Origin of the sequence: Streptomyces sp. NPDC015144 (assembly GCF_043079735.1) — a bacterium.
Lineage (GTDB): Bacteria > Actinomycetota > Actinomycetes > Streptomycetales > Streptomycetaceae > Streptomyces.
The window spans coordinates 234534-258775 of sequence record NZ_JBIBUU010000006.1; the positions used below are offsets into that span (position 1 = coordinate 234534).

Sequence of the window (24242 nt, forward strand, 5' to 3'; positions counted from 1 at the left end):
CGGACGGCCCGCCCGCGCCCCCGGGCACGGTCTACGCGGCCGGGGGCCGCTTCCGGGCGCCGGTGTGTTCCACGACGCTGTCGGGGCCGGGTGAAATCAGATGTTCGTGTCCGTCGTCGGAGCGGACGCGGTACGGGGGAGTGCCCCCGGCCCCGAGCACTTCGACGATCTCTGCGACCTTGTCGTGCTGGCCCACGGTCCGGCCGTGGGTGACCAGGCGGTCGCCGGTGCGTGCCTCCATCGGGACTGACCTCCTCCTGGGTGGCGGTCCATGTCGACAAGTCTATGTCTCGACCGGGACTTCGCCCGATGAACGGTCCCGGCGGGGGCGCTCGGCCCGCGACGCCGGTCGGAAGCGGCCGCGCCGCCCTTGGGAAGAGGGGAATCAGGCCAATCGGTCCCGGGATCCGTCGCGACAGGCCCGGCCGGGCGGCGGGACGGACGGACCGGTGAAGGCCCTTGACCGACAGGATGTTCGGATCCACGATCGCCGCCATGACTTCCAGAGTCTCGTTGGTCGCGGCGGCACGCAGCTCCGGCCTGCTCGCCGAGCGCTTCGACGACGACCGGCCGCTGGACCACACCGGTCTGTACGAGATACGGCTGGCCGCGCCCGCCCTCGCCCCGCTGGGCGCCGCCGAGCTGCGCTACTGCTCGCCCACCCCGCGCAGCCGTGCGACCGGTGACGCCCTCGGCTTCGCCCCGCTCGTCCAGCCCGCCCTGCGCGACTGCGACATGGGCAGATGGCGGGGGTGCACCCTCGCCGACGTCACGGCGTGCGAGCCGGCCGCGGTCGACGCCTGGCTCGCGGACCCGCGCGCCGCCCCGCACGGCGGTGAGCCGCTGCTCGCGTTCATCACCCGGATCGGCGGCTGGCTGGACACCCGCCCGGTCTGCGACGGCGCCATCGTCGCCGTCGCCGAACCGGCGGTCGTCAGGGCCGCGTTGGTCTACGCGCTCAAGGCCCCGCCCTCGACGTACTGGAACGTGGACGTCGGACCGCTCTCGACGGTCACGCTCACCGGCGGGCCGGGGCGGTGGAGCCTGCGGCTCGAAGCGGGCGCGCGCTGACCGGTGAACGGGCAGGTCGGCACCCGGTTGCCCGGCCGGATCCGCCGCCCCGTCGCTGCCCTGCCCGGTGGACCCCCGCTGGCCGAAACGCAACGCTGCGGGGACCGGCGCCGGTCGTCGTGCCCGGCACCGGTCCCCGCCGTGCGGTGCCTACTCGCTCTGCTCGGTTCCGGTGAGCAGGGCGAGGGCCTCGGCGACGGCCGTCTCGATGGTGGGCTTGTCGAGGCCGAGCCCGGTCAGCGGGCCCGAGCCGTCCTCCTGCTCCAGCAGGGCGAGCAGGATGTGCTCCGTCCCGACGTAGTTGTGGCCCATGCGCAGGGCCTCCCTGGCCGTCAGTTCGAGGGCCTTGCGGGCCCCGGTGTCGAACGGGGTGAGTGCGGGCAGTTCGTCGGCCGTGGCCGGGGGCAGCGCCTCGGTCGCGGCCCGGCGGACGTCCTCCAGGGTGATGCCCTGGGCCCTGATGAGGGCCGCCGCGAGTCCTTCCGGCTCGCTGAGCAGTCCGAGCACCAGGTGCGCGGGGCCGATCTCGTTGTTGTGCGCCGCGTGGGCCTCGTTCATCGAGGCCGTCACGACGTTGCGGGCCCGCGGGGTGAAGCGGCTGAACCCCTGACTGGGGTCGAGGTCGGAGGCCTCGCCGGGGTTCTTGGGCACGAAGCGCTTCTGGGCGGCCTGCCGGGTCACCCCCATGCTCTTGCCGATCTCGGTCCAGGAGGCGCCCGAGCGCCGGGCCTGGTCCACGAAGTGACCGATCAGGTGGTCGGCCACGTCGCCGAGGTGGTCCGCGGCGATCACCGCGTCGGAGAGCTGGTCGAGGGCGTCGGTGTGGGACTTCTTGATGGCCTCGATCAGGTCGTCGAGGCGCACGGGATGGGTCGGCTGGGTCGGATTCACCATGTGTCAACGGTAGGTTGACACCCTCCGACTGTCAACCTCTCGTTGACAGTCGGAGGGGTGGCGGCTTTCATCCGTTGCAGAAGACGCACGAGTCCCAGTACGCGGGTGCGCACAGCACCCGGTGCCGTACGCACGAGGCCATGACGGCCTCCCCCGGGCCGGGGAAGGAGAGGGGGCGCCGCGGCGAGGGCGTCGCGCGGGCGGTGGCGGGATCGAACGCCTCGACCATCTCCCGGTACTGCCGCAGGAACCCCTCCGCGTACGGCGGGTCGTAGTCCAGCTCGTCCCACCGGTGTCTGCGCAGCGCCAGGTCGAGCACCCGCAGGACGAAGTCCTTCGCCGCTCCCCGCTCGCCGGGGGAGTCGCCCCAGTCGATCTCCTCCAGGTCGAACCCGACCACCCCGCGCCCCACGGCGCCCTGGTCCTGGAAGGCCAGCAGGGCGGCGAAGCGGTATTCCCAGACGGTCTCGGCGAGTTCGGTCACCGCCAGCATCAGTACGTCGACGAAGACGTCCGTGCTCCCGTTGGACATGGACAGGGTGCGGCCCCCGCCGTGGAATGTGTTCCCCATCCCGGCACGGTAGCGAGTGGGGCCGGGGCCCTGCGACCGCCGCAACGACGGAGCGCGCCGCCCGGCGTGGAGGCCGGGCGGCGCGCTCGTTCCATGCGTGCGGGAACGGATCAGAGGGTGCCGCAGTCCGCGATGGTGATCTTGGCGGAGGGACGGCCGCTGCCCGAGCCGAGCGCCTCGATCTTCTTGACCAGCGCCATGCCGGCCTCGTCGTCGACCTCGCCGAACACCACGTGCTTGCCGTCCAGCCACGACGTCACGATCGTCGTGATGAAGAACTGCGAGCCGTTGGAGTTCGGGCCGGCGTTGGCCATGGAGAGCAGGCCCGGCTTGGTGTGCGCCAGCTTGAAGTTCTCGTCGGGGAACTTGGCACCGTAGATGCTCTTGCCGCCCGTGCCGTCGCCGCGGGTGAAGTCGCCGCCCTGGAGCATGAAGTCGGGGATGATCCGGTGGAAGGACGACCCCTTGTAACCGAAGCCCTCCTCGCCCGTCGCCAGCTTGCGGAAGTTCTCCGCCGTCTTCGGGACGACGTCGTCGAACAGCTTGAAGGTGATCCGCCCGGCGGGCTCGTCGTTGATGGTGATGTCGAAATAAACCTTGCTCGTCATGGACCCATCCTGACATCGAGGGGTCCGGGCTCGTCGGCCGGGCGGGGATATTCGGCTCCCACCTGCGAGGACCGGGGGCGGTGCGCCCCACGTAACCTCTCTTCCGTGTCCGTCTCCCGCCTGCACCGCGTCGCCGTCCTCGTACTCGAAGGGGCGAAGCCGCTCGACGTCGGCATCCCCGCGCAGGTCTTCTCGACCCGCGCGAGCATGCCGTACGAGGTACGGGTGTGCGGAGCCGCGCCGGGGCTGGTGACCGGCGGCGACGGCCTGTCCTACGGCGTCACCCACGGCCTCGACGCGCTCGGATGGGCCGACATCGTCTTCGTGCCCGGCTACCGATTTCCCGACCGGGAGGATCCTCCTCGGGCCGTCGTCGAGGCGCTGGTCGCCGCCCACGCCCGGGGCGCGCGGCTCGCCGCCATCTCGACGGGCGCCTTCGCGCTCGCCGCCACGGGCCTGCTCGACGGCAGGCGCGCCACGACCCACTGGCACTACACGCGGGCGCTGGCGGCCCGGCACCCGCTCGTCCGGGTCGACGAGAACGTGCTCTTCGTCGACGAGGGCAGCGTGCTGACGTCGGCCGGCGCCGCCTCGGGCATCGACCTCTGCCTGCACATCCTCCGCGGCGACCTCGGCGTGGCCGCGTCCAACCACGCGGCCCGGCGGCTCGTCGCGGCCCCCTACCGCAGCGGTGGCCAGGCGCAGTACGTGCCGCGCAGCGTGCCCGAACCGCTCGGCGAGCGGTTCGCCGCCACCCGCGAGTGGGCGCTCCACCGGCTCGGCCGGCCCCTCACCCTGGAGGCGCTCGCCCGGCACGCCGCGGTGTCGCCGCGCACGTTCTCGCGCCGCTTCGTCGAGGACACCGGGTACACGCCGATGCAGTGGATCATGCGCGCCCGCGTCGACCTGGCCCGTGAGCTGCTGGAACGTTCGGAGCGGAGCGTCGAGCAGATCGCCACCGACGTGGGCCTCGGCACCGGCGCCAACCTGCGGCTGCACTTCCAGCGGATCCTCGGCACCACGCCCAGCGAGTACCGGCGCACGTTCACCAAGGGGGAGTAGCCCGGGGAGGGACACGCGTGGCGAGATCCTTGTGAACCGTGGCGATCGTGCCGCTGTCGCGGGCGGGCGCGGCGCGCGAGATTGGGTGGCGAACCGAAGGGACACCATTCATGACTCGCATCGCCATCAACGGATTCGGCCGCATCGGACGCAACGTGCTCCGCGCCCTGTTGGAGCGCGAGACCGCCCTGGAGGTCGTCGCCGTCAACGACCTCACGGAGCCCACCGCCCTCGCCCGGCTGCTCGCCTACGACTCGACGTCCGGCCGGCTCGGCCGCCCGGTGAGCGTCGAGGGCGACGTCCTCGTCGTGGACGGCCGCCGCATCAAGGTGCTGGCCGAGCGCGAGCCGGCGCAGCTGCCCTGGGCCGAGCTCGGTGTCGACATCGTCCTGGAGGCGACCGGCCGCTTCACCTCGGCGAAGGCCGCCCGCGCCCACCTCGACGCCGGCGCGAAGAAGGTGCTGGTCAGCGCGCCGTCGGACGGCGCGGACGTCACGCTCGCGTACGGGGTCAACACCGACGCCTACGACCCGGACGTGCACACGGTCGTCTCGAACGCCTCCTGCACCACCAACGCGCTGGCGCCCCTGGCCTCGGTGCTCGACGAGCTCGCCGGCATCGAGCACGGCTTCATGACGACGGTGCACGCCTACACGCAGGAGCAGAACCTCCAGGACGGCCCGCACCGCGACCCGCGCCGGGCCCGCGCCGCCGGCGTCAACATCGTGCCGACCACGACCGGCGCCGCCAAGGCGATCGGCCTCGTGCTGCCGAACCTCGACGGCAAGCTGTCGGGCGACTCGATCCGTGTACCGGTCCCGGTCGGCTCCATCGTCGAGCTCAACACGACCGTCGCCCGCGACGTGACGCTCGACGAGGTGCTGGCGGCGTACCGCACCGCGGCGGAGGGCCCGCTCGCCGGGGTGCTGGAGTACTCCGAGGACCCGCTGGTCTCGTCGGACATCACGGGCAACCCGGCCTCGTCGATCTTCGACTCGGCCCTCACCCGCGTCGACGGCCGCCACGTCAAGGTGGTCGCCTGGTACGACAACGAGTGGGGCTTCTCGAACCGTGTGATCGACACGCTCCAGCTCCTCGCGGGCTGAACCGGCCGCCGGGGCGGGACACCGCCCCGGCAGCCGCCTCCCCGCACGCCCCGATCGGCCGCCCGCGCCGACCGGGGCGTGCTGCCGTCACGGCCAGGAAGAGCTCTCCGTGGACGGGGCGTCGTCACGCGGGGGCGCCGAGCGGCGGGTGCTCCAGGACGCGGGGCCGGTACTCGACCAGTTGGATGCGGCCGTCGAAGGTGCGGTGGTCGATCATGTCGAGGGCGACGTCCGGATATCCGTCGTAGACGCGTTCGTCACCCGTGGCCCCGGTGATCACCGGGAACATCACGACCCGGAAGCGGTCGACGAGTCCGGCCCGCAGGAGGGACCGGCAGAGGCCGAGGCTGCCGATCGTGCTGAGGAGCCCCGAGCCGCTCGCCTTCATGGCGCGGACCGCCTCGACGGCGTCGTCGCGGACGAGGGTGGCGTTGGCCCATGCCAGCGGCTCCTCGAGCGAGGAGGAGAAGACCACCTTGGACGCCCGCGTGAGCTCGTCGACGGACGCCTCCTCCTCGGGCCTGAACTTTTCCTGGCCGTCCGGGACCTCGCCCGCGGCGAAACCCGACATCAGGCGGTAAGTGTTCGCCCCCATCAGATGGGTGGCCCCGGGCTGCTCGCCGAGCCACGCGAGGTACTCCGGGCCCTCCAGACCCCAGAACCCGGGCCATCCCTCCCCTGACGCGTAGCCGTCGAGGGAGGTGATGAAATCGACGAGAAGCTCAGACATGGCGGTGTCCTTTCCTGGGGCGTCACGGGCTTGGACCGGTCGGGAGCCGCGAACTCATCGGTCGCCCCGGAGGAAGGGAAGCGGCCGTCGGGCCCGGCCGGGCCAGGGTGACATGCCCGGTCGCGGGACGGCCCGCCCCGAGGCCGGATAGCTTTGCATAAAAGTGCAGTGTTGCGTATAGTCATGCCATCGACGAGGAGGGTTCCGATGGTGGTACGCGCAGCGGTGGCAGGGGCGAGCGGATACGCCGGAGGGGAGCTGCTCCGTCTTCTGCTGGTCCATCCCGGGGTCGAGATCGGGGCGCTCACGGCCAACTCAAACGCGGGGCAGCGGCTCGGCGGGCTCCAGCCGCACCTGCGGCCCCTCGCGGACCGGGTGCTGCAACCGACCACCCCCGAGGTCCTCGCCGGGCACGACGTGGTCTTCCTCGCCCTTCCGCACGGCCAGTCCGCCGCCGTCGCCGAACAGCTGGGCGACGACGTACTGGTCGTGGACATGGGTGCCGACTTCCGGCTCAGGGACGCCGGGGACTGGGAGCGGTTCTACGGCTCCCCGCACGCCGGGACGTGGCCCTACGGCCTGCCCGAGCTGCCCGGCGGCCGCCCGGCGCTCACCGGCACCAGGCGGATCGCGGTGCCCGGCTGCTACCCGACCGCCGTCTCGCTCGCGCTCTTCCCCGCGTACGCGGCCGGGCTGGCCGAGCCCGAGGCCGTGATCGTCGCCGCCTCCGGCACCTCCGGGGCGGGCAAGGCGGCCAAGCCGCACCTGCTCGGCTCCGAGGTGATGGGCAACATGTCCCCGTACGGCGTCGGCGGCGCCCACCGGCACACGCCCGAGATGATCCAGAACCTCAGCGCCGCGGCCGGCGAGCGGGTCACCGTCTCCTTCACGCCGACCCTGGCGCCCATGCCCCGCGGCATCCTCGCCACCTGCAGCGCGAAGGCGAAGCCCGGGGTGAGCGCCGAAACGGTCCGCGAGGTGTACGCGAAGGCGTTCGCCGACGAACCCTTCGTGGACCTGCTCCCCGAGGGCCGGTGGCCCGCCACGGCGGCCGTCCACGGTTCCAACGCCGTACAGGTCCAGGTCGCCCTCGACGCGGCCGCGGGCCGGATCATCGTGGTCAGCGCCATCGACAACCTCACCAAGGGCACCGCCGGCGGCGCCCTGCAGAGCATGAACATCGCCCTCGGACTGCCCGAGGAGACAGGCCTCTCCACCATCGGAGTCGCTCCGTGAGCGACGGCGGCACGACCGCCGGCCTGGGTACGACCACGAATGCCGCGCCACCGCAGTGCGCGGTCGGAGAAGCGAACGAGGAGATGCAGTGAGCGTCACGGCAGCACAGGGGTTCTCCGCGGCGGGTGTCGCCGCGGGGATCAAGGAGAGCGGCAACCCGGACCTGGCCCTGGTGGTCAACCACGGTCCGCGTCGCGCCGCCGCGGGCGTCTTCACCTCCAACCGCGTCAAGGCCGCCCCGGTCCTCTGGTCGGAGCAGGTCCTCAAGGGCGGCGAGGTCACCGCCGTCGTCCTCAACTCCGGGGGCGCCAACGCCTGTACGGGCCCGAAGGGCTTCCAGGACACCCACGCCACCGCCGAGAAGGCCGCCGAGGTCCTCACCGGCCACAACGCCGGTGAGATCGCGGTCGCCTCGACCGGGCTGATCGGCATGCTGCTCCCGATGGACAAGCTGCTGCCCGGCATCGAGAAGGCCGCCGCCGCCCTCAGCGAGCACGGCGGCGAGAAGGCCGCCATCGCGATCAAGACCACCGACACGGTCCACAAGACCGCCGTCGCGGGCGGCGAGGGCTGGACCGTCGGCGGCATGGCCAAGGGCGCGGGCATGCTCGCCCCCGGCCTCGCCACCATGCTGGTCGTCCTCACCACCGACGCCGACGTGGACGCCGCCGGACTCGACTCCGCGCTGCGCGCCGCCACCCGTACCACCTTCGACCGGATCGACTCCGACGGCTGCATGTCGACCAACGACACCGTGCTGCTGCTGGCCTCCGGGGCGAGCGGCACCACCCCGGAGCAGGACGAGTTCGCCGAGGCCGTACGGGCGGTCTGCGCCGATCTCGCCCGGCAGCTCATCGGGGACGCCGAGGGCGCCTCCAAGGACATCCGGATCGAGGTCGTGAACGCCGCGACCGAGGACGACGCCGTCGAGGTGGGCCGCTCCATCGCCCGCAACAACCTCCTCAAGTGCGCCATCCACGGCGAGGACCCCAACTGGGGCCGGGTGCTCTCCGCGATCGGCACGACGAAGGCCGCGTTCGAGCCGGACGAGCTCAACGTCGCGATCAACGGCGTCTGGGTGTGCAGGAACGGCGGCGTCGGCGAGGACCGCGACCTGGTCGACATGCGCTACCGGGAGGTCACCATCACCGCCGACCTCGCCGCGGGCACCGAGTCCGCCGTCATCTGGGCCAACGACCTCACCGCGGACTACGTCCACGAGAACAGCGCGTACAGCTCATGAGCGCCGCGCGGAAGCACACCGCCCTCCCGAAGGCCGAGATCCTCATCGAGGCGCTGCCCTGGCTGACCCGGCACAACGGCAGGACCGTCGTCATCAAGTTCGGCGGCAACGCCATGGTCGACGACGAGCTGAAGGCCGCGTTCGCCCAGGACGTGGTCTTCCTGCGCCAGGCCGGGCTCAAGCCCGTCGTCGTGCACGGCGGCGGACCGCAGATCAGCGCCCAGCTCGACAAGCAGGGCCTGGTCAGCGAGTTCAAGGCCGGGCTGCGGGTCACCACCCCCGAGGCGATGGACGTCGTACGGATGGTGCTGGCCGGACAGGTGCAGCGCGAGCTCGTCGGGCTGCTCAACCGGCACGGACCGCTCGCCGTCGGCATCACCGGTGAGGACGCCCACACGATCACCGCCGTCCGGCACCGGCCGACCATCGACGGCGAAACCGTCGACATCGGCCGGGTCGGGGAGATCACCGCCATCGACACCGGGGCGATCCGCGCCCTGCTGGACGACGGCCGCATCCCGGTCGTCTCCTCCATCGCCCGCTCCGCCGACGACCACCACGTCTACAACGTCAACGCCGACACCGCGGCCGCGGCCCTCGCCGCCGCCCTCGGCGCCGAGACGCTGATGGTCCTCACCGACGTCGAGGGCCTCTACGAGGACTGGCCCAACAGCGACGACGTCATCAGCCGGCTCACCGCGTCCGAGCTGGAGAAGCTGCTGCCGGAGCTCTCCAGCGGCATGGTGCCGAAGATGCAGGGCTGCCTGCACGCCGTACGCAACGGCGTCGAGACCGCCCGGGTGATCGACGGCCGGGTCCAGCACTCGATCCTGCTGGAGATCTTCACCGACGAGGGAATCGGCACGATGGTCGTGCCCGACGCGCAGGGGGAGTCATGACCAACCAGGAACTCGCACAGCGGTGGAACCACGCGCTGATGGACAACTACGGGACGCCGCGGCTGCCCCTGGTCCGCGGCGAGGGCGCCCGGGTCTGGGACGCGGACGGCACCGAGTACCTCGACTTCGTCGGCGGTATCGCGGTCAACGCGCTGGGCCACGCCCACCCCGCCGTCGTCGCGGCGGTCTCCGCGCAGATCGCCTCCCTCGGCCATGTCTCCAACCTCTTCGTCGCCGAACCGCCCGTCGCGCTCGCCGAACGGCTGCTCCAGCTCTTCGGCCGCGAGGGCCGGGTCTACTTCGCCAACTCCGGCGCCGAGGCCAACGAGGCCGCCTTCAAGATCGGGCGGCTGACCGGGCGGACCCACATGGTCGCCACCGACGGCGGCTTCCACGGCCGGACCATGGGCGCGCTCGCCCTCACCGGCCAGCCCGCCAAGCGCGAGCCGTTCGTCCCGCTGCCCGGCGACGTCACGCACGTCCCGTACGGGGACGCCGACGCACTGCGCGCCGCCGTCACCACCGACACCGCGCTGGTGATCATCGAGCCCATCCAGGGCGAGAACGGCGTGGTCGTGCCGCCCGCCGGATACCTGGAGGCCGCCCGCGCGATCACCCGGGCCACCGGAACCCTGCTCGTCCTCGACGAGGTGCAGACCGGCATCGGCCGCTGCGGCCAGTGGTTCGAGCACCAGGCCCACCAGGGCGTCGAGCCCGATGTCGTCACCCTCGCCAAGGGGCTGGGCGGCGGGCTGCCGATCGGCGCGGCGGTGGCCTTCGGCCCGGCGGCCGAGCTGCTGAAGCCGGGCCAGCACGGCACGACCTTCGGCGGCAACCCGGTGGCCTGCGCGGCCGGACTCGCCGTCCTGGACACCCTGGCCGCCGACGGCGCACTGGACCGGGTCAAGCGGATCGGCGAGAAGATCCGCGCCGGTGTGGAGGCCCTCGGGCACCCGCTGGTCTCCCACGTCCGCGGTGCCGGACTGCTGCTGGGTATCGTGCTCACCGAACCGCTCGCGCCCCAGGCGCAGCAGGCTGCCCAGGCGGCCGGGATCCTGGTCAACGCACCCGCCCCCGACGTCCTGCGGCTGATGCCGCCGCTGATTATCGGTGAGGCGGAGGCGGACGCGCTGCTCCGGGCGCTGCCCGGCGTCCTCGACGCGGCGAGCGCGGCGCGGGCGTAAGAGAAGACGGCACGAGGGGACGGACGATCCGGACAATGAGGCGACGACGATGACCGAGGCGCAGGACACCGAGCACGGCGGACCGTCCGTGCCGCAGACCCGCACCGCACGCCACCGCCGGATCGTGGACATCCTGAACCGGCAGCCGGTGCGCTCGCAGAGCCAGCTGGCCAAGCTCCTCGCCGACGACGGGCTGAGCGTCACCCAGGCGACGCTCTCCCGGGACCTGGACGAGCTGGGCGCGGTGAAGATCCGCAACACCGGCGGCGAGCTGATCTACGCGGTGCCCAGCGAGGGCGGATTCCGCACCCCGCAGGCACCGCTGGGCGGCTCGGCGAAGGAGGAGCGGATGAGGCGCCTCTCCGCCGAGCTGCTCATCTCCGCGGAGGCCTCGGCCAACCTGGTGGTGCTGCGCACGCCCCCGGGCGCCGCCCAGTTCCTCGCCTCGGCCATCGACCAGGCCGAACTGCATGACATCCTCGGCACCATCGCGGGCGACGACACCCTGATGCTGATCAGCCGGGACCCGGCAGGCGGCCAGGCGCTCGCCGACCACCTGCTGCGGCTGGCCCAGAACGACCGCTGAGCCGACCGCCGCCCGCACCGGTCAGTAGCGCGTGATCGCCGTCGGGCCGGACCGGGTGCCGATCGCGATGTGCGGGCGGCGGGCCGGATCCGCCCAGCGCAGGATCCGGTCCATCGCCCCCGCCGGCACCGAGACACAGCCGGCGGTCGCCCCGCGCCCGTTCACATGGAGGAAGATCCCGGCGCCCCGCCCCCGTACCGGGCGCCGGTAGTTGAAGCCGACGACGAGCGCCCGGGCGTACTGCGTCCGGTACTCGATCAGGTGCTCCGCCTCGCTCGCCCGGCAGTCCGCGGGCCGGGGCTCCACCCAGCGGTTGTAGGCCCGCGCCGCGTTGTCCTGGCACCACCACGAGTCGTCGCCGATCCGGCGGTACGGGTAGGCGGTGCCGGCCGGTGCGGGGCCGGTGCCGAAGGCGTACGGCAGGTCGTACAGGCCGGTGGGGGTGGTGTCGGTGCTCTGCTTCCGGGTCGCCCCCTCGGCGAGGCCCTTCGCGCCGAAGCGGGCCGGGGCCGAGCCCTCGCGCACCCAGGTGCCCCGGCGCAGGCTCCACCAGGCGACGGTGCCGGTGGTGGAGCCCTCGGCCGGGGCCTCGGCCGTGATCAGCTGACCGCCGCCGCCGGTGTCGGCCAGCCGGGCCGGGAGCGGCGGCCCGGCGGCGGGCCGGGCCGCGACCGTGCCCGCCAGCGCGAGCAGTACCGAGAGGACGACCATGGGTCTGCGCATGCCCGGACGGTAGGCCCGGTGGCCGCGCGGCGCACCCCGGTCTGCTCCGTACGGCTCAGTGCTGCCGCGCCGCGTCCCGGTCCGCCGGGGGCAGCGGGGGCAGCGGGAGCGGCAGTCCCGGCAGCCCGTCGATGCTGGTGGCGATGTGCTCCTTCTTCTCGAAGTACGCGCCGAGCGAGGCGTCGTCCTCGCGGGCGAACCGCCGCTCGTGCAGCGACCGGTCCTCGTCGTACGACATGAACGGCACCCCGTAGCCGCAGGTGTCCCGGATCAGCTCGGCGTGCACCACGATGACGGCGCGCAGGCCGTGCAGGGTCGGGTCCACGTCCGGGAAGTGGGCGAGCAGCGGGACGAACCGGGGGTCGTCCCGGAAGACCGGCTCGCCCCGGCCGTGCACCCGCACGATGTTCGGCGGCCCCTGGAAGGCGCACCACATCAGCGTGATCCGGCCGTTCTCGCGCAGGTGGGCGACGGTCTCCGCGTTGCTCCCGGCGAAGTCCAGGTAGGCCACGGTCCGTTCGTCGACGACGGCGAACGAGCCGCTGACGCCCTTGGGCGAGAGGTTGACGGTGCCGTCGCCGTCCAGCGGCGCCGTCGCGGTGAAGAAGATGTGCTGTTCCTCGATGAAGGTCCTGAGCCGTCCGTCTATGCGTTCGTAGGTTTTCCCCATGGTGGCCATTGTCCGTGGCGGAGGAGGCGGTGGCAGGGGTTTCCGCCTGGTGGGACCGCGGTGTTCGCGACGGGCCCGGCACACGACGGCTTTGACAAAAAATACAGACCTCTGCATAGTTATGCCTATCGGTGACCGTCGAAGGGCGCGACGGAGCGTGACCTCGCCCGATCCCCGGCAGTTACGTCACCGCCTCCCGGCCCTCGCGCGGGCGGCGGTCGCACACCCACCACCTGTTCTTCCGAGGAGCACGCAGTGAGCAACGGCAACGGCACCAGCGACGTACGCCTCTGGGGCGCCCGCTTCGCCGACGGTCCGGCCGAGGCGCTGGCCAGGCTGTCCGCCTCCGTCCACTTCGACTGGCGGCTCGCGCCGTACGACATCGCCGGCTCCCGCGCCCACGCGCGCGTCCTGAACAAGGCGGGCCTGCTCACCGAGGACGAGCTGATCCGCATGCTCGACGGCCTCGACCGGCTCGAAGCCGATGTCGCCGACGGCTCCTTCACCGGCACCATCGCCGACGAGGACGTGCACACCGCCCTGGAGCGCGGGCTGCTGGAGCGCCTCGGCCCGGACCTCGGCGGCAAGCTGCGGGCCGGCCGTTCCCGCAACGACCAGATCGCCACGCTCTTCCGGATGTACCTGCGCGACCACGCCCGAATCATCGGCGGCCTGCTCGCCGACCTCCAGGGCGCCCTGGTCGGCCTGGCGGAGGCGCACCCGGACGTCGCGATGCCCGGCCGCACGCACCTCCAGCACGCCCAGCCGGTGCTCTTCGCCCACCACGTCCTGGCCCATGTCCAAGCGCTGTCCCGGGACGCCGAGCGGCTGCGCGAGTGGGACCGGCGGACCGCCGTCTCCCCGTACGGCTCCGGCGCCCTGGCCGGTTCGTCGCTCGGGCTGGACCCGGAGGCGGTCGCCGCCGACCTCGGATTCGGGCGCGGTTCGGTCGGCAACTCCATCGACGGGACGGCCTCCCGCGACTTCGTCGCCGAGTTCGCCTTCATCACCGCGATGATCGGCGTCAACCTCTCCCGGATCGCCGAGGAGGTCATCATCTGGAACACGAAGGAGTTCTCCTTCGTCACCCTGGACGACGCCTTCTCCACCGGCTCCTCGATCATGCCGCAGAAGAAGAACCCGGACATCGCCGAGCTGGCCCGCGGCAAGTCCGGCCGGCTCATCGGCAACCTGACAGGCCTGATGGCCACGTTGAAGGCGCTGCCGCTCGCGTACAACCGCGACCTCCAGGAGGACAAGGAGCCGGTCTTCGACTCCTGCGACCAGCTGGAGATCCTGCTGCCCGCCTTCACCGGCATGATGGCCACCCTCACCGTCAACCGCGCCCGCATGGAGGAACTGGCCCCGGCCGGTTTCTCGCTCGCCACCGACGTCGCCGAGTGGCTGGTCAAGCAGGGGGTGCCGTTCCGGGTCGCCCACGAGGTGGCCGGTGAGTGCGTCAAGGAGTGCGAGCGCCACGGGATCGAGCTCGACGAGCTGACCGACGAGCAGTTCGCCAAGATCTCCGAGCACCTCACCCCCGAGGTCCGCACGGTGCTCAACGTCTCCGGCGCGCTCGCCTCCCGCGACGGCCGCGGCGGCACGGCCCCCTCGGCGGTGGCCGTGCAGCTCGACGAGGTCCGCGCCGACCTCGCCGTCCAGCAGGCCTGGGCCGTCGAGAAGCGGTAGGCATCCGTCGGGGGACCGGATCGGAGGGCGGGGAGCGGCCGGTACGCTCCCCGCCCTCCGACCCGGTCCCCGCGCACTGGGTTACGTTGACGGGGGAGCGCACCCGACCCGACGAGGAGCCCTGACGATGCCTTTCGCCCGGCTGGCCACAGCGACGACCCCGACCGCCCGCATCGGGCTCGGCCTGGCCGCGGTCGGCAGGCCCGGCTACATCAACCTCCACCGGGACCGGGACCTGCCTGCCGACCGGAGCGTCGAGGCACTGCGCGCCCGCACCCACGAGCTGCTCGACGCCGCCTACGCGCAGGGCGTCCGCTACATCGACGCGGCCCGCTCCTACGGCCGTTCGGAGGAGTTCCTGGCCGACTGGCTGCGGGCCCACCCCGAGGCGGACGACCTCGTCATCGGCAGCAAGTGGGGCTACACGTACACCGCGGGCTGGAGCGTGGAGGCCGAGGATCACGAGGTGAAGGACCACGGCCCGACCACCTTCCTGCGCCAGCGGGCCGAGACCGACGCCCTGCTCGGCGACCGGCTCGACCTGTACCAGATCCACTCGGTCACCCCCGACAGCCCGGCCCTCACCGACAAGGAGCTGCACGCGCGGCTGGCCGCGCTCGCCGCGGAGGGGGTCAGCGTGGGGCTGTCGACCAGCGGGCCCGGCCAGGCCGAGGCGATCCGGACCGCCCTCACCGTCACCGTCGACGGCGAACCGCTCTTCCGTACCGTGCAGGCCACCTACAACGCCCTGGAGACCTCCGCCGGGGCGGCGCTCGCCGAGGCGCGGGCCGCCGGACTCACCGTGATCGTCAAGGAAGCCATGGCCAACGGACGCCTCGCCGGTACCCAGGCCCCCGCCGTCGTCCAGGAGATCGCCGCCGAAGCGGGCCTCGGCGGCGACGCGGTGGCCCTGGCCTTCGTGCTGCACCAGCCCTGGGCCGGGGTGGTGCTCTCCGGCGCGGCCACCGTCGAGCAGCTCGCCGGGAACCTGCACGCGCCCCTCGTCGACCTCGGCCCCGAGCGGCGCGCCCGGCTGGACGCGCTGGTGGAGGAGCCCGAGGCGTACTGGCGCCACCGCGCGGGACTCCGCTGGAACTGACCGCGGACCGTCCGCGACCGGGAGCCGGCCGTCGCCTCGACGCTCTTCTGCGACCGGACCGTTTTCGCCTCATTCTGCTGGGCGTGCGAGATCCGACCGACCCGAATGAGACGTCTATGTCTCACTCGGGTTATGGTTGTCTCATGAGTCTCGATCGTGAGCAGGTGCTGCGCAGCGCCGCCGCCCTGCTGACCCGCAAGTCGACCGCCACCATGGACGAGGTCGCCCGCGCCGCCGGCATCGGCCGCGCCACCCTGCACCGGCACTTCGCCGGGCGGGACGCGCTGGTCAGGGCGCTGGAGGAGCTGGGCATCCGGGAGGTCGAAGCGGCCCTGGACACCGCCGCGCTCGACGAGGGCCCGGCACCGGACGCGCTGCGCCGTCTCGTCGAGGCCATCGAGCCCAGCGCAGGGCTCCTCTCCTTCCTGGTCACCGAGAACCAGCTCTTCGAGGGTGACGCGGTGAACGAGGGCTGGAGCCGCCTGGACGCCCGGGTGGCCGCCTTCTTCCGGAGCGGTCAGGAGCGCGGCGAATTCCGGATCGACCTCACCCCCGCCTGGCTGACCGAGGCGTTCTACGGACTCGTCTCGTCCGGTGCCTGGGCCGTTCAGGCGGGCAGCGTCGCGAGCCAGGACTTCCAGTACATGATCACCGAGCTGATGCTCGGTGGAGCACGCCGGAGCGTGGAGAAATGAGCCTGACCGAACAGCGCGCCCAGGAAACGGAGGAGCTGCGCCCCGGACGGTGGATCGCACTTGCCGTGCTCGTCCTGGCCGTGCTGCTCGTGGCGATCGACGCCACCGTCCTCGGACTGGCGACCCCCTTCCTCACCGAGGATCTCGAACCGACCGGCACCCAACTGCTGTGGATCGGCGACATCTACTCCTTCGTCATCGCCGGACTGCTGGTCTCGATGGGCAGCCTCGGTGACCGGATCGGTCGCAAGAAGCTGCTGCTCAGCGGCGCGATCGCGTTCGGCGCGGTCTCCGTGCTCAACGCCTACGCGCACACCCCCGGGACGATGATCCTGGCGCGGGCGCTGCTCGGCGTGGCGGGTGCCACGCTGATGCCGTCCACGCTCGCCCTGATCCGCAACCTCTTCCACGATCCGCGCGAACGCAGCCTGGCCATCGGGATCTGGGGTGCGATGGCCTCGGCGGGCGCGGCCGTCGGACCCGTGGTCGGCGGGCTTCTGCTGGAGCACTTCTGGTGGGGCTCGGTCTTCCTGATCAACCTGCCCGTCATGGCGGTGCTCGTGGTCGTCGGCGCGAAGATGATCCCCGAGTCGAAGAACCCGGTCCCGGGCCCCTGGGACCTGATCAGCGTCGCGCTCTCCGTCATCGGCATGATCGGTGTCGTCTACACCGTCAAGGAGCTGGCGGCGCACGGCCCGGACCCGGTGACGATCCTCGCCGGTGTCGTCGGCGCGGCCGCGCTCTGCTGGTTCGTCCGCAGGCAGCTCACGCTCCCCGCGCCCCTGCTGGACATGCGGCTCTTCCGCCACCGGGGCTTCTCGGGCGCGGTGGTGGCCGATCTGCTGACCATCCTCGGCCTGTCCGGGCTCGTCTTCTTCCTGTCCCAGTTCTTCCAGCTGGTGCAGGGACGCGGTCCGCTGGAGGCCGGGCTCGCCGAGCTGCCCGCGGCCGTCGGGGCGGTCGTCGCCGGTCTGATCGCCGGGCGGGCGGCCCGCCGCTTCTCGGTCCGCTCGGTGGTGAGCGGCGGCCTCGCGGCGATCGGCCTGGCGCTCGCCGCCGTCACCGTGCTCGACCAGCAGACCGCCTATCCGCTGATGGGGACCGTGCTGCTCGTCGTCGGCGCGGGCGCGGGCTTCGCCTTCACCGTCACCTCCGACGTGATCCTCTCCAGCGTCCCGAAGGAGCAGGCGGGCGCCGCGGGAGCCGTCTCGGAGACGGCGTACGAGCTCGGCGCGGCCCTCGGCATCGCCCTGCTCGGCTCCATCGTCACCGGCGTCTACCAGACGTTCGACACCCCGGACGGCGTTCCGGCCGGACCCGCCGCCGCGGCCCACGAATCGCTCGGCGGCGCGGTCGAGGCGTCCCACGGCCTGCCGGCCGGGCAGGCGGCGGAACTGGTCGCCGCGGCACAGGAGTCGTTCCTCTCCGGGCTGCAACTGGCCGCGGGCGTCGGCGCGGCGGTCCTCCTCGCGACGGCGGTGGCCGCCTGGTTCCTGCTGCGCGGTCAGAAGCTGGAGGACGGCGCCGCGCACCACTGACGCGACACGGCGAAGGGCCCGTACCACCGTTCGGGTGGTACGGGCCCTTCGCCAGGTGCGCGCCGCCTCAGGCGGCCTTCGCCTTCGTGGCGTACATGTCGACGTACTCCTGACCGGACAGCCGCATCACCTCGGCCATCACGGAGTCGGTCACCGCCCGCAGCACATAGCGGTCGCGGTCCATCCCCTCGTACCGGGAGAACTCCATCGGCTCACCGAACCGGACCGTCACCTTCCCGGGGCGCGGCAGGCCCGACCCGCCGGGCTGGAGCTTGTCCGTGCCGATCATCGCGAAGGGCACCACGGGCGCCCCCGTCATCAGGGTCAGCCGGGCGATGCCCGTACGGCCCCGGTACAGCCGGCCGTCGGGGGAGCGGGTGCCCTCGGGGTAGATCGCGAACGCCTTGCCCTCCTCCAGCACCCGACGGCCCGTCATCAGCGCCGCGACCCCGCCGCGTCCGCCGTCCCGGTCCACCGGGATCATGCCGCAGCCGGTGAAGAACCAGGCCATCGCCCGGCCCTTGAGCCCCTTGCCGGTCACGTACTCGTCCTTGCCGATGTAGAACACCGGCCGGTCGCAGCAGATCGGCATGATCATCGAGTCGATGAACGTCAGATGGTTGCCCGCCAGGATCACCGGACCGTCCCCGGGGATGTTCTCCACGCCCTCCACCTGCGGGCGGAACATCAGGCGCAAGATCGGTCCGAGCACTGCCTTGATGAGTGCGTGACGGGACAACGGTTCCTCCGGTGTAGCGGCCGGGCCGGCCGGGGCTCGGGATCGTGACGGTCCATGCAGGTGAGGACGATACTCGCGGGAACTCACTCTCCGCACATCGGGTTCACGGAGCGGATACCCGGCGGTGACACGAGTTTGCGCCATGTTCGCCCAGGTGCCGTCCCCGCGACGGAGAGGCTGCCTACGCTCGGGCCCCGCCCGACAGGTGCCACACATCACACGCGAGGAGCATCCATGACTGAGCGCGCACAGACCGGTCCCGGCCGCAGGACCATGCTGGGAGCGGGAGCCGCCGTACTGGGCACGGCCGCCCTCGGGCTGTCCGCCACTCCGGCCGCCGCCGACCCCGCGGCGAAGCCCGCCGGGCGGCCCGGCGGGCACGGCTTCCGCCTCGACCTGCCGGTCCCCACGGTCATCGGACACCGCGGCACCAGCGGCTACCGCCCCGAGCACACCCTGGGCTCCTACCAGCTGGCCCTCGACATGGGCGCGCACATCGTCGAGCAGGACCTGGTGCCGACCAAGGACGGCCACCTTGTCTGCCGCCACGAGAACGACATCACCGCCACCACCGACGTCGCCGACCACCCCGAGTTCGCGAACCGCCGGACCACGAAGAAGGTCGACGGCACCTCCCTCACCGGCTGGTTCACCGAGGACTTCACCCTCGCCGAGCTGAAGACGCTCCGGGCCAAGGAGCGCATCCCGGGCACCCGCCAGAAGAACACGCTCTACGACGGCCGCTGGGACGTCCCCACCTTCGAGGAGGTCCTGCGCTGGGCCGACCGCGAGGGCCGCAGGCGCGGCAGGCCCGTCTGGCTGTACGTCGAGACCAAGCACCCCACCTACTTCCGGAGCCTCGGCCTCGGCCTCGAAGAGCCGCTCGCCAAGCTGCTGCGCCGCTACCACCTGCACCGCAAGCAGTCCCCGGTCATCCTCCAGTCCTTCGAGCCCGGCAGCATCCAGCGGCTCGCCCGGCTCGTCGAGACCCCGCGCGTCGTGCTGCTCTCCGGCGCGGGCGAGCGCCCCTGGGACTTCGTCACCTCCGGCGACCCGCGCACCGTGGCGGACCTGGTGAAGCCCGAGGGGCTGAAGTGGATGGCCTCCTACGCCCAGGGCATCGGCCCCACCCTCGACCTGGTCATCCCCAAGGACTCCACCGGCCGGCTCACCACGCCGACCACCCTGGTCCGGGACGCGCACGCCCAGGGGCTCGTCCTGCACCCCTACACCATGCGCAACGAGAACACCTTCCTGCCCGCCGACTTCCGGCGCGGCACCGACCCCAACGCCTACGGCGACGCGTTCGGCGCGTTCCAGGCGTACTTCGCCACCGGAATCGACGGGATCTTCTCCGACAACCCGGACACGGCCCTGCTCGCCGCGGCGGACTTCACCGCCGAGTGACACCGGCGTCACCGTCCGGCCGGGGCGTACCCCGGTCGGGTGGTGCTCGCCCGGCCCGGCAACCGGGCGCGCGCCCGGGCGCGTTGGCCGGGCATGACCATTACCGATGATGTCCCCACGGGCCCGGTGCCCGCGTCCGTCGTCCGGGCCCTGCGCCCGCTGGTGAGCGCCGAGGCCGTCGCCGAGGCGGCCGCCTCCGCGACGGGTGCGGCGATCGAACCGGCCGACCTCGAACAGGCCGTCTGGCTCCGACTGCTGGAGCGGTTCGCCGGGGAGGGGCCGCCGGTGGACCCGGCCCGCTGGGTGCGGACCGCCGTACGGGGCGAGGCCCGCCGGGCCCGCCGCACCGTACGGCGCGAACGGCCCTTCCGGGACGACACGGCCCCCGACCCCGGCGGCTGCCCCGAACGGCTCGCCCTCGGCGCCGACGAACGCAGGGCGCTGCGTGCGGCGGTGGAACGGCTGCCCGGCCGGTGCGCCCGGCTCTTAGCGGCCCTGCTGGCGCCCGGTGACCCGACCTACCGGGAAATCGCAGGGAAGTTGGGTATGTCACAGGGGAGTTTGGGTCCGATCCGTTCCCGTTGCCTTGGATGTCTGCGCAGAATGCTCGCGGCGGAGGTTGCGGCTCCTGAACTGCGGGGAAAGGAGCGTTAGACAACCGATGGATCAGGTGGGCGGAGGCATGCGCAGATGGGCATGAGCGTGATCATCTCGACGGCGACGGCACAGGACGCCGAAGAGATCCTGAAACTCCAGTACCTCTGTTTCCAGAGCGAGGCGGAGCTGTACGGGAACTACCGGATCGACCCGCTCGTCGAGAGTCTCGACGCGCTGCGCGCCGAGATCGCCACCGGCCTGGTGTGCGTGGCGCGGCTCGGTGACGAGGTCGTCGGAACGGTCCGCGGGGCCGTCGGCGAGGACGGCACGGGTGAGATCGGCCGGCTCTGCGTCCACCCCCGGCTCCAGGGGCACGGCCTCGGTGCCCGGTTGCTGCGCGCGGCGGAGAAGGGTCTCGCCGACGAGCGGGCGACCACCCGCTTCCGGCTGCACACCGGCCACCGCAGCGAGGGCAACCTGCGGCTCTACCGCCGGGCCGGCTACGCCCCGGTGGGCAACGAGACCGGCCGGGACGGCGTCCTGATGATCCTCCTGGAGAAGGACGCCGGCCGACCCGCGTACGTGGCCAGCGCCTGAGCCCGATCCCGTCGGGCGCCCTCCGACCGGGCGGTCACGTCCTGCCGCGCACGCTTCCGGCGTTGCCGGCGGGACCGGGCAGTTCCGCCGCCGCTGGAAGCGCAGGCACCGTGCCGCGCCCGCCGTCCGGGCGGAGGCCGCCCGACAGGCTCCGGGTCGTCACGCCCGACGGGCGCGGCGCAGCCAGATCATCCCGGTGACCGGCAGGATCACCGGGATGAACAGGTAGCCCATGCCGAACTCGGACCAGACGGTGGCGTCCGCGAACGCCGAGGGCTCCACCATCGTCCACACCCCGACGACCAGCACACCGACCAGCTCCGCCGCGCAGCACACCAGCGCGCTCCGGCGGGCCCTCTCGCCCCCGCGCACCAGCGAGTACGTGATGAACCCGTACACGAGCGCGGCGACGGCCGACAGCACGTAGGCCAGCGGCGCCTTCCCGAAGTCCAGGATCATCTGGACGATCGAACGGGAGGCGGCCGCGACGGTGAACACCCCGTAGAACCACACCAGCACCCGGCCGGGGCCGGTGCCGAGGTCGAAGGACTGCTTCCCGGCGGCGTCGGTGGGCGCGGCGGTGCGATCGGTGTCGGTCACGGTCAGTTTCCCCAGATGTCGTAGAGCCGTACTTCGAGGACGGCCAGCACGACCGCGCCCGCCGCCACCGTCACCGAGCCCCAGCGGGTCCGCTCGGTCAGCGACAGGAAACCGGCAGCGGGCACCGCGAGGAAGGACCCGATCAGATACGCGATGAAGATCGTCATGCCCTGCTCCGGCCGCTCGCCCCGGGAGAGCTGCACGATGCCCACCACCAGCTGGGCCAGCGCCAGCAGCGAGACCACGGCCATCCCGATGAAGTGCCAGTCCTTGGTGGGCTGGTCCCGGTAGGCGGCGAATCCGCACCAGGCGGCGAGGGCGAGCGCGGTCACGGCGACCGCGACCGTCAGGGCGACAAGCATGGAGCGAGGGTATTACGGACCAAACGGCCTCCCGCGTGCGCCCCCGCCCGGCGGAGACCGCCCCGGCCCGCGACGGCGGCGCGCGTCGTGGCCTTGACCACAGAACGGACGCCTCCCGAGCCGCCCGAAGCCCCGGCCGTCGCCCCCTCGTGCAGGACATCACCGCAGGTCACAGCCTTGCGGAGGGCGAGTTCCGGCCACGGCGCGACCGGACCGTCCACGCGTCCACGATTGTCCGCTATTCGGACAGCCCGGTTCGACGGAGCGGGGCGTCTGTTTTACTTGGGCCCATGACCACGACGAGCGAACGCATCCTTGCGACCGAGGCGGACACGACGCCCGGTGCTCGTTGTATGTGTCGAATGCGCACCTTCTGAGGGTCCACGCCTGAGCCTCGCGCCCCGAAGCGAGACCGAGCCCCAGCCGTCCGCACCCAGCGGAACGAGCCTGCCCCGGCGCCGCCGCCCGGCCCCGTGCCGAGATCCCGGCCGCGCCGGAGACCGGATCCGGACGACCCGGTCCCACACCCCAGCAGTCTCATCGGACGAATGCCCCGTGCCCGGCGGACACCGCGTCGCGCACTCGACAGTGACGGAAACCCCTGTGATCACCACTTCGGGCCTCACGAAGGTCTACCAGTCGCGCGGCCGCGAGGTCACCGCCCTGGACGGCGTCGACCTGCACGTCCGCGAGGGCGAGGTGTTCGGCGTCATCGGCCAGAGCGGCGCCGGCAAGTCCTCCCTCATCCGCTGCGTCAACCTCCTGGAACGCCCCACCTCCGGCACCGTGACTGTGGACGGCCAGGACCTCACCGCCCTCGCCGGCCGGGGCCGCCGCGCCGGCCGGGAGCTGCGCGAGGCGCGCAGCCGCATCGGCATGGTCTTCCAGCACTTCAACCTGCTGGCCTCCCGCACCGTCCAGGGCAACGTCGAACTCCCGCTGGAGATCCTCGGCGTCCCCGGCCGCGACCGCTCCCGCAAGGCCCTCGAACTCCTCGGCCTGGTCGGCCTCGCCGACAAGGCCAAGTCCTACCCCGGCCAGCTCTCCGGCGGCCAGAAGCAGCGCGTCGGCATCGCCCGCGCCCTGGCCGGCGACCCCAAGGTGCTGCTCTCCGACGAGGCGACCTCGGCCCTCGACCCCGAGACCACCCGCTCCATCCTGCAGCTCCTGCGCGACCTCGGGCAGCAGCTCGGCCTCACCGTCCTGCTCATCACGCACGAGATGGACGTCGTCAAGACCGTCTGCGACTCCGCCGCGCTGATGAGCAAGGGCCGTGTCGTCGAGTCCGGAACCGTCCGCGACCTGCTCGCCACCCCCGGCTCCGCACTGGCCCAGGAACTGTTCCCGGTCGGCGGCGCGGGCTCCGGCCCCGACCACACCGTCGTCGACGTCACCTTCCACGGCGACGCCGCCGGACGGCCGGTGATCTCCCAGCTCTCCCGCACGTACAACATCGACATCTCGATCCTCGGCGCCGCGATGGACACCGTCGGCGGCCGTCAGATCGGCCGGATGCGCATCGAGCTGCCCGGCCGCTTCGAGGAGAACGTCGTACCGATCGGCTTCCTGCGCGAGCAGGGCCTCCAGGCGGACGTCGTCGAGAACCCCGCCGAATCCGTCCCCGCGCAGAACGCCGTACCGCTCACCAAGGAGGTGGCGAAGTGACCTGGTCCGAGATGCAGCCGCTGCTCGTCCAGGGGACCGTCGACACCCTCTACATGGTGCTCTGGGCCACCGTCGTCACGGTGGCCGTCGGACTGCCGCTCGGTGTCCTGCTGGTCCTCACCGACAAGGGCGGCCTCCTCCGGAACGCCCCGGTGAACAAGATCGTCGGCGCCGTCGTGAACATCGGCCGTTCGCTGCCGTTCCTCATCCTGCTGATCGCGCTGATCCCCTTCACCACCTGGGTCGTCGGCACCTTCATCGGCCCCACCGCGATGATCGTCCCGCTCTCCGTCGGCGCCATCCCGTTCTTCGCCCGGCTCGTCGAGACCGCCGTCCGCGAGGTCGACCACGGGCTCGTCGAAGCCGTCCAGTCGATGGGCGGCTCCATCCCGACGATCGTCCGCAAGGTGCTGCTGCCGCAGGCGCTGCCCTCGCTGGTCTCCGCCGTCACCACCACCGTCATCGTGCTCATCGGCTACTCCGCGATGGCCGGAGCGGTCGGCGGCGAGGGGCTCGGCTCCAAGGCCGTCACCTACGGATACCAGCGCTTCGAGAACAGCTTCATGCTCGTCACCGTCGCCCTGCTCATCGTCATCGTGACCGCGATCCAGCTGATCGGCGACACCGCCGTGCGCCTGCTGGCCCGCCGGGGCCGCAGCACCACCTGAGAC

General features: G+C 72.3%; 27 protein-coding genes. 17 read left to right on the top strand and 10 right to left on the bottom strand.

Annotation, left to right across the window (positions count from 1 at the left end; translation table 11 throughout):
* Positions 1-31 precede the first annotated feature (31 nt).
* Entirely contained in the window at positions 32-241 is a 210-nt protein-coding gene (locus tag ACF08W_RS13490; RefSeq protein ID WP_352277532.1) for a DUF1918 domain-containing protein, read from the bottom strand.
* Positions 242-495: 254 nt separating this feature from the next.
* Here ACF08W_RS13490 and ACF08W_RS13495 point away from each other — a divergent pair, with 254 nt between their 5' ends.
* Positions 496-1071 (top strand): histidine phosphatase family protein, encoded by a 576-nt coding sequence (locus tag ACF08W_RS13495; protein WP_352277530.1) that lies wholly within the window; start codon positions 496-498, stop codon positions 1069-1071.
* A gap of 150 nt (positions 1072-1221) precedes the next feature.
* On the opposite strand, the gene ACF08W_RS13500 is transcribed toward ACF08W_RS13495, so the two are convergent.
* From ACF08W_RS13500 to ACF08W_RS13510, 3 genes are all read right to left on the bottom strand, one after another.
* A complete protein-coding gene (locus tag ACF08W_RS13500; protein WP_385210721.1) occupies positions 1222-1965 on the bottom strand; it encodes a Clp protease N-terminal domain-containing protein in 744 nt (247 codons plus the stop codon).
* Positions 1966-2032: 67 nt separating this feature from the next.
* Complete coding sequence (locus ACF08W_RS13505; RefSeq protein ID WP_392279316.1) at positions 2033-2536, bottom strand: hypothetical protein; 504 nt, start codon at positions 2534-2536, stop codon at positions 2033-2035.
* 110 nt (positions 2537-2646) lie between these two features.
* Positions 2647-3144 (bottom strand): peptidylprolyl isomerase, encoded by a 498-nt coding sequence (locus ACF08W_RS13510; protein WP_352277526.1) that lies wholly within the window; start codon positions 3142-3144, stop codon positions 2647-2649.
* A gap of 105 nt (positions 3145-3249) precedes the next feature.
* Between ACF08W_RS13510 and ACF08W_RS13515 the strand changes: the two genes are divergently transcribed.
* Complete coding sequence (locus ACF08W_RS13515) at positions 3250-4206, top strand: helix-turn-helix domain-containing protein (RefSeq protein ID WP_352277525.1); 957 nt, start codon at positions 3250-3252, stop codon at positions 4204-4206.
* Positions 4207-4316: 110 nt separating this feature from the next.
* A complete protein-coding gene (gene gap / locus ACF08W_RS13520) occupies positions 4317-5312 on the top strand; it encodes a type I glyceraldehyde-3-phosphate dehydrogenase (protein ID WP_352277523.1) in 996 nt (331 codons plus the stop codon).
* A 124-nt stretch (positions 5313-5436) separates the two neighbouring features.
* Here the strand turns inward: gap and ACF08W_RS13525 are convergent, their stop codons facing one another.
* Entirely contained in the window at positions 5437-6042 is a 606-nt protein-coding gene (locus ACF08W_RS13525) for a dihydrofolate reductase family protein (RefSeq protein WP_385210729.1), read from the bottom strand.
* A gap of 207 nt (positions 6043-6249) precedes the next feature.
* Here ACF08W_RS13525 and argC point away from each other — a divergent pair, with 207 nt between their 5' ends.
* The 5 genes from argC (at position 6250) to ACF08W_RS13550 (ending at position 11190) form a co-directional block, all read left to right on the top strand.
* Positions 6250-7278 (top strand): N-acetyl-gamma-glutamyl-phosphate reductase, encoded by a 1029-nt coding sequence (gene argC, locus ACF08W_RS13530; RefSeq protein WP_385210732.1) that lies wholly within the window; start codon positions 6250-6252, stop codon positions 7276-7278.
* An 88-nt stretch (positions 7279-7366) separates the two neighbouring features.
* On the top strand, positions 7367-8521 hold the full coding sequence (gene argJ, locus ACF08W_RS13535) for a bifunctional glutamate N-acetyltransferase/amino-acid acetyltransferase ArgJ (RefSeq protein ID WP_385210735.1): 1155 nt from the start codon (positions 7367-7369) through the stop codon (positions 8519-8521).
* Positions 8518-9420, top strand: coding sequence for an acetylglutamate kinase (gene argB, locus ACF08W_RS13540; protein WP_352277517.1), 903 nt, complete (start codon positions 8518-8520; stop codon positions 9418-9420). Before argJ ends, argB begins: the two co-directional genes overlap by 4 nt.
* Positions 9417-10604, top strand: coding sequence for an acetylornithine transaminase (locus tag ACF08W_RS13545; protein WP_392279317.1), 1188 nt, complete (start codon positions 9417-9419; stop codon positions 10602-10604). The genes argB and ACF08W_RS13545 overlap by 4 nt, the downstream gene beginning before the upstream one ends.
* Before the next feature lie 49 nt (positions 10605-10653).
* Positions 10654-11190: an arginine repressor gene (locus ACF08W_RS13550; protein ID WP_352277514.1), complete on the top strand. Its 537-nt coding sequence runs from the start codon at positions 10654-10656 to the stop codon at positions 11188-11190.
* A gap of 21 nt (positions 11191-11211) precedes the next feature.
* On the opposite strand, the gene ACF08W_RS13555 is transcribed toward ACF08W_RS13550, so the two are convergent.
* Positions 11212-11913 (bottom strand): L,D-transpeptidase, encoded by a 702-nt coding sequence (locus tag ACF08W_RS13555; protein ID WP_392279318.1) that lies wholly within the window; start codon positions 11911-11913, stop codon positions 11212-11214.
* Positions 11914-11968: 55 nt separating this feature from the next.
* Complete coding sequence (locus ACF08W_RS13560; protein ID WP_385210744.1) at positions 11969-12583, bottom strand: pyridoxamine 5'-phosphate oxidase family protein; 615 nt, start codon at positions 12581-12583, stop codon at positions 11969-11971.
* Positions 12584-12838: 255 nt separating this feature from the next.
* On the opposite strand from ACF08W_RS13560, the gene argH reads away from it, so the two are divergent.
* The 4 genes from argH (at position 12839) to ACF08W_RS13580 (ending at position 17604) form a co-directional block, all read left to right on the top strand.
* Positions 12839-14272, top strand: coding sequence for an argininosuccinate lyase (gene argH, locus ACF08W_RS13565; RefSeq protein WP_385210747.1), 1434 nt, complete (start codon positions 12839-12841; stop codon positions 14270-14272).
* Positions 14273-14399: 127 nt separating this feature from the next.
* Positions 14400-15371 carry an aldo/keto reductase gene (locus ACF08W_RS13570; RefSeq protein WP_392279319.1) on the top strand — a complete coding sequence of 324 codons (972 nt, stop codon included), beginning with the start codon at positions 14400-14402 and terminating at the stop codon, positions 15369-15371.
* A 143-nt stretch (positions 15372-15514) separates the two neighbouring features.
* The gene (locus tag ACF08W_RS13575) at positions 15515-16066 is read left to right on the top strand and encodes a TetR/AcrR family transcriptional regulator (RefSeq protein ID WP_392279320.1); all 552 of its coding nucleotides are present in this window, start codon (positions 15515-15517) and stop codon (positions 16064-16066) included.
* Positions 16063-17604 carry an MFS transporter gene (locus ACF08W_RS13580; protein ID WP_385210755.1) on the top strand — a complete coding sequence of 514 codons (1542 nt, stop codon included), beginning with the start codon at positions 16063-16065 and terminating at the stop codon, positions 17602-17604. Before ACF08W_RS13575 ends, ACF08W_RS13580 begins: the two co-directional genes overlap by 4 nt.
* Positions 17605-17671: 67 nt before the next feature.
* Here ACF08W_RS13580 and ACF08W_RS13585 read toward each other — a convergent pair whose 3' ends face one another.
* Positions 17672-18343 (bottom strand): lysophospholipid acyltransferase family protein, encoded by a 672-nt coding sequence (locus ACF08W_RS13585; protein WP_352277505.1) that lies wholly within the window; start codon positions 18341-18343, stop codon positions 17672-17674.
* 234 nt (positions 18344-18577) lie between these two features.
* Here ACF08W_RS13585 and ACF08W_RS13590 point away from each other — a divergent pair, with 234 nt between their 5' ends.
* The 3 genes from ACF08W_RS13590 (at position 18578) to ACF08W_RS13600 (ending at position 20944) form a co-directional block, all read left to right on the top strand.
* Complete coding sequence (locus ACF08W_RS13590) at positions 18578-19750, top strand: glycerophosphodiester phosphodiesterase (protein WP_392279321.1); 1173 nt, start codon at positions 18578-18580, stop codon at positions 19748-19750.
* 93 nt (positions 19751-19843) lie between these two features.
* A complete protein-coding gene (locus tag ACF08W_RS13595) occupies positions 19844-20404 on the top strand; it encodes a sigma-70 family RNA polymerase sigma factor (RefSeq protein ID WP_392279322.1) in 561 nt (186 codons plus the stop codon).
* 36 nt (positions 20405-20440) lie between these two features.
* Positions 20441-20944 carry a GNAT family N-acetyltransferase gene (locus ACF08W_RS13600; RefSeq protein WP_352277501.1) on the top strand — a complete coding sequence of 168 codons (504 nt, stop codon included), beginning with the start codon at positions 20441-20443 and terminating at the stop codon, positions 20942-20944.
* A gap of 159 nt (positions 20945-21103) precedes the next feature.
* On the opposite strand, the gene ACF08W_RS13605 is transcribed toward ACF08W_RS13600, so the two are convergent.
* Positions 21104-21544, bottom strand: a complete 441-nt coding sequence (locus ACF08W_RS13605) for a hypothetical protein (protein WP_352277499.1) — start codon at positions 21542-21544, stop codon at positions 21104-21106.
* A 2-nt stretch (positions 21545-21546) separates the two neighbouring features.
* Positions 21547-21906 (bottom strand): hypothetical protein, encoded by a 360-nt coding sequence (locus ACF08W_RS13610; protein WP_352277498.1) that lies wholly within the window; start codon positions 21904-21906, stop codon positions 21547-21549.
* 603 nt (positions 21907-22509) lie between these two features.
* Here ACF08W_RS13610 and ACF08W_RS13615 point away from each other — a divergent pair.
* Both ACF08W_RS13615 and ACF08W_RS13620 read left to right on the top strand, forming a co-directional pair.
* Positions 22510-23571 carry a methionine ABC transporter ATP-binding protein gene (locus tag ACF08W_RS13615; protein WP_385210768.1) on the top strand — a complete coding sequence of 354 codons (1062 nt, stop codon included), beginning with the start codon at positions 22510-22512 and terminating at the stop codon, positions 23569-23571.
* On the top strand, positions 23568-24239 hold the full coding sequence (locus ACF08W_RS13620) for a methionine ABC transporter permease (protein ID WP_385210771.1): 672 nt from the start codon (positions 23568-23570) through the stop codon (positions 24237-24239). Before ACF08W_RS13615 ends, ACF08W_RS13620 begins: the two co-directional genes overlap by 4 nt.
* Positions 24240-24242 lie beyond the last annotated feature (3 nt).

Coding starts and splice junctions, on each gene's coding strand:
- ACF08W_RS13525 (WP_385210729.1), bottom strand. CDS start 6,042: ATGTCTGAGCTTCTCGTCGATTTCATCACCTCCCTCGACGGCTACGCG.
- gap (WP_352277523.1), top strand. CDS start 4,317: ATGACTCGCATCGCCATCAACGGATTCGGCCGCATCGGACGCAACGTG.
- ACF08W_RS13495 (WP_352277530.1), top strand. CDS start 496: ATGACTTCCAGAGTCTCGTTGGTCGCGGCGGCACGCAGCTCCGGCCTG.
- argB (WP_352277517.1), top strand. CDS start 8,518: ATGAGCGCCGCGCGGAAGCACACCGCCCTCCCGAAGGCCGAGATCCTC.
- ACF08W_RS13610 (WP_352277498.1), bottom strand. CDS start 21,906: ATGCTTGTCGCCCTGACGGTCGCGGTCGCCGTGACCGCGCTCGCCCTC.
- ACF08W_RS13595 (WP_392279322.1), top strand. CDS start 19,844: ATGACCATTACCGATGATGTCCCCACGGGCCCGGTGCCCGCGTCCGTC.
- ACF08W_RS13545 (WP_392279317.1), top strand. CDS start 9,417: ATGACCAACCAGGAACTCGCACAGCGGTGGAACCACGCGCTGATGGAC.
- ACF08W_RS13510 (WP_352277526.1), bottom strand. CDS start 3,144: ATGACGAGCAAGGTTTATTTCGACATCACCATCAACGACGAGCCCGCC.
- ACF08W_RS13490 (WP_352277532.1), bottom strand. CDS start 241: ATGGAGGCACGCACCGGCGACCGCCTGGTCACCCACGGCCGGACCGTG.
- ACF08W_RS13560 (WP_385210744.1), bottom strand. CDS start 12,583: ATGGGGAAAACCTACGAACGCATAGACGGACGGCTCAGGACCTTCATC.
- ACF08W_RS13580 (WP_385210755.1), top strand. CDS start 16,063: ATGAGCCTGACCGAACAGCGCGCCCAGGAAACGGAGGAGCTGCGCCCC.
- ACF08W_RS13570 (WP_392279319.1), top strand. CDS start 14,400: ATGCCTTTCGCCCGGCTGGCCACAGCGACGACCCCGACCGCCCGCATC.
- ACF08W_RS13505 (WP_392279316.1), bottom strand. CDS start 2,536: ATGGGGAACACATTCCACGGCGGGGGCCGCACCCTGTCCATGTCCAAC.
- ACF08W_RS13600 (WP_352277501.1), top strand. CDS start 20,441: ATGGGCATGAGCGTGATCATCTCGACGGCGACGGCACAGGACGCCGAA.
- argC (WP_385210732.1), top strand. CDS start 6,250: ATGGTGGTACGCGCAGCGGTGGCAGGGGCGAGCGGATACGCCGGAGGG.
- ACF08W_RS13590 (WP_392279321.1), top strand. CDS start 18,578: ATGACTGAGCGCGCACAGACCGGTCCCGGCCGCAGGACCATGCTGGGA.
- ACF08W_RS13550 (WP_352277514.1), top strand. CDS start 10,654: ATGACCGAGGCGCAGGACACCGAGCACGGCGGACCGTCCGTGCCGCAG.
- ACF08W_RS13500 (WP_385210721.1), bottom strand. CDS start 1,965: ATGGTGAATCCGACCCAGCCGACCCATCCCGTGCGCCTCGACGACCTG.
- ACF08W_RS13555 (WP_392279318.1), bottom strand. CDS start 11,913: ATGCGCAGACCCATGGTCGTCCTCTCGGTACTGCTCGCGCTGGCGGGC.
- ACF08W_RS13575 (WP_392279320.1), top strand. CDS start 15,515: ATGAGTCTCGATCGTGAGCAGGTGCTGCGCAGCGCCGCCGCCCTGCTG.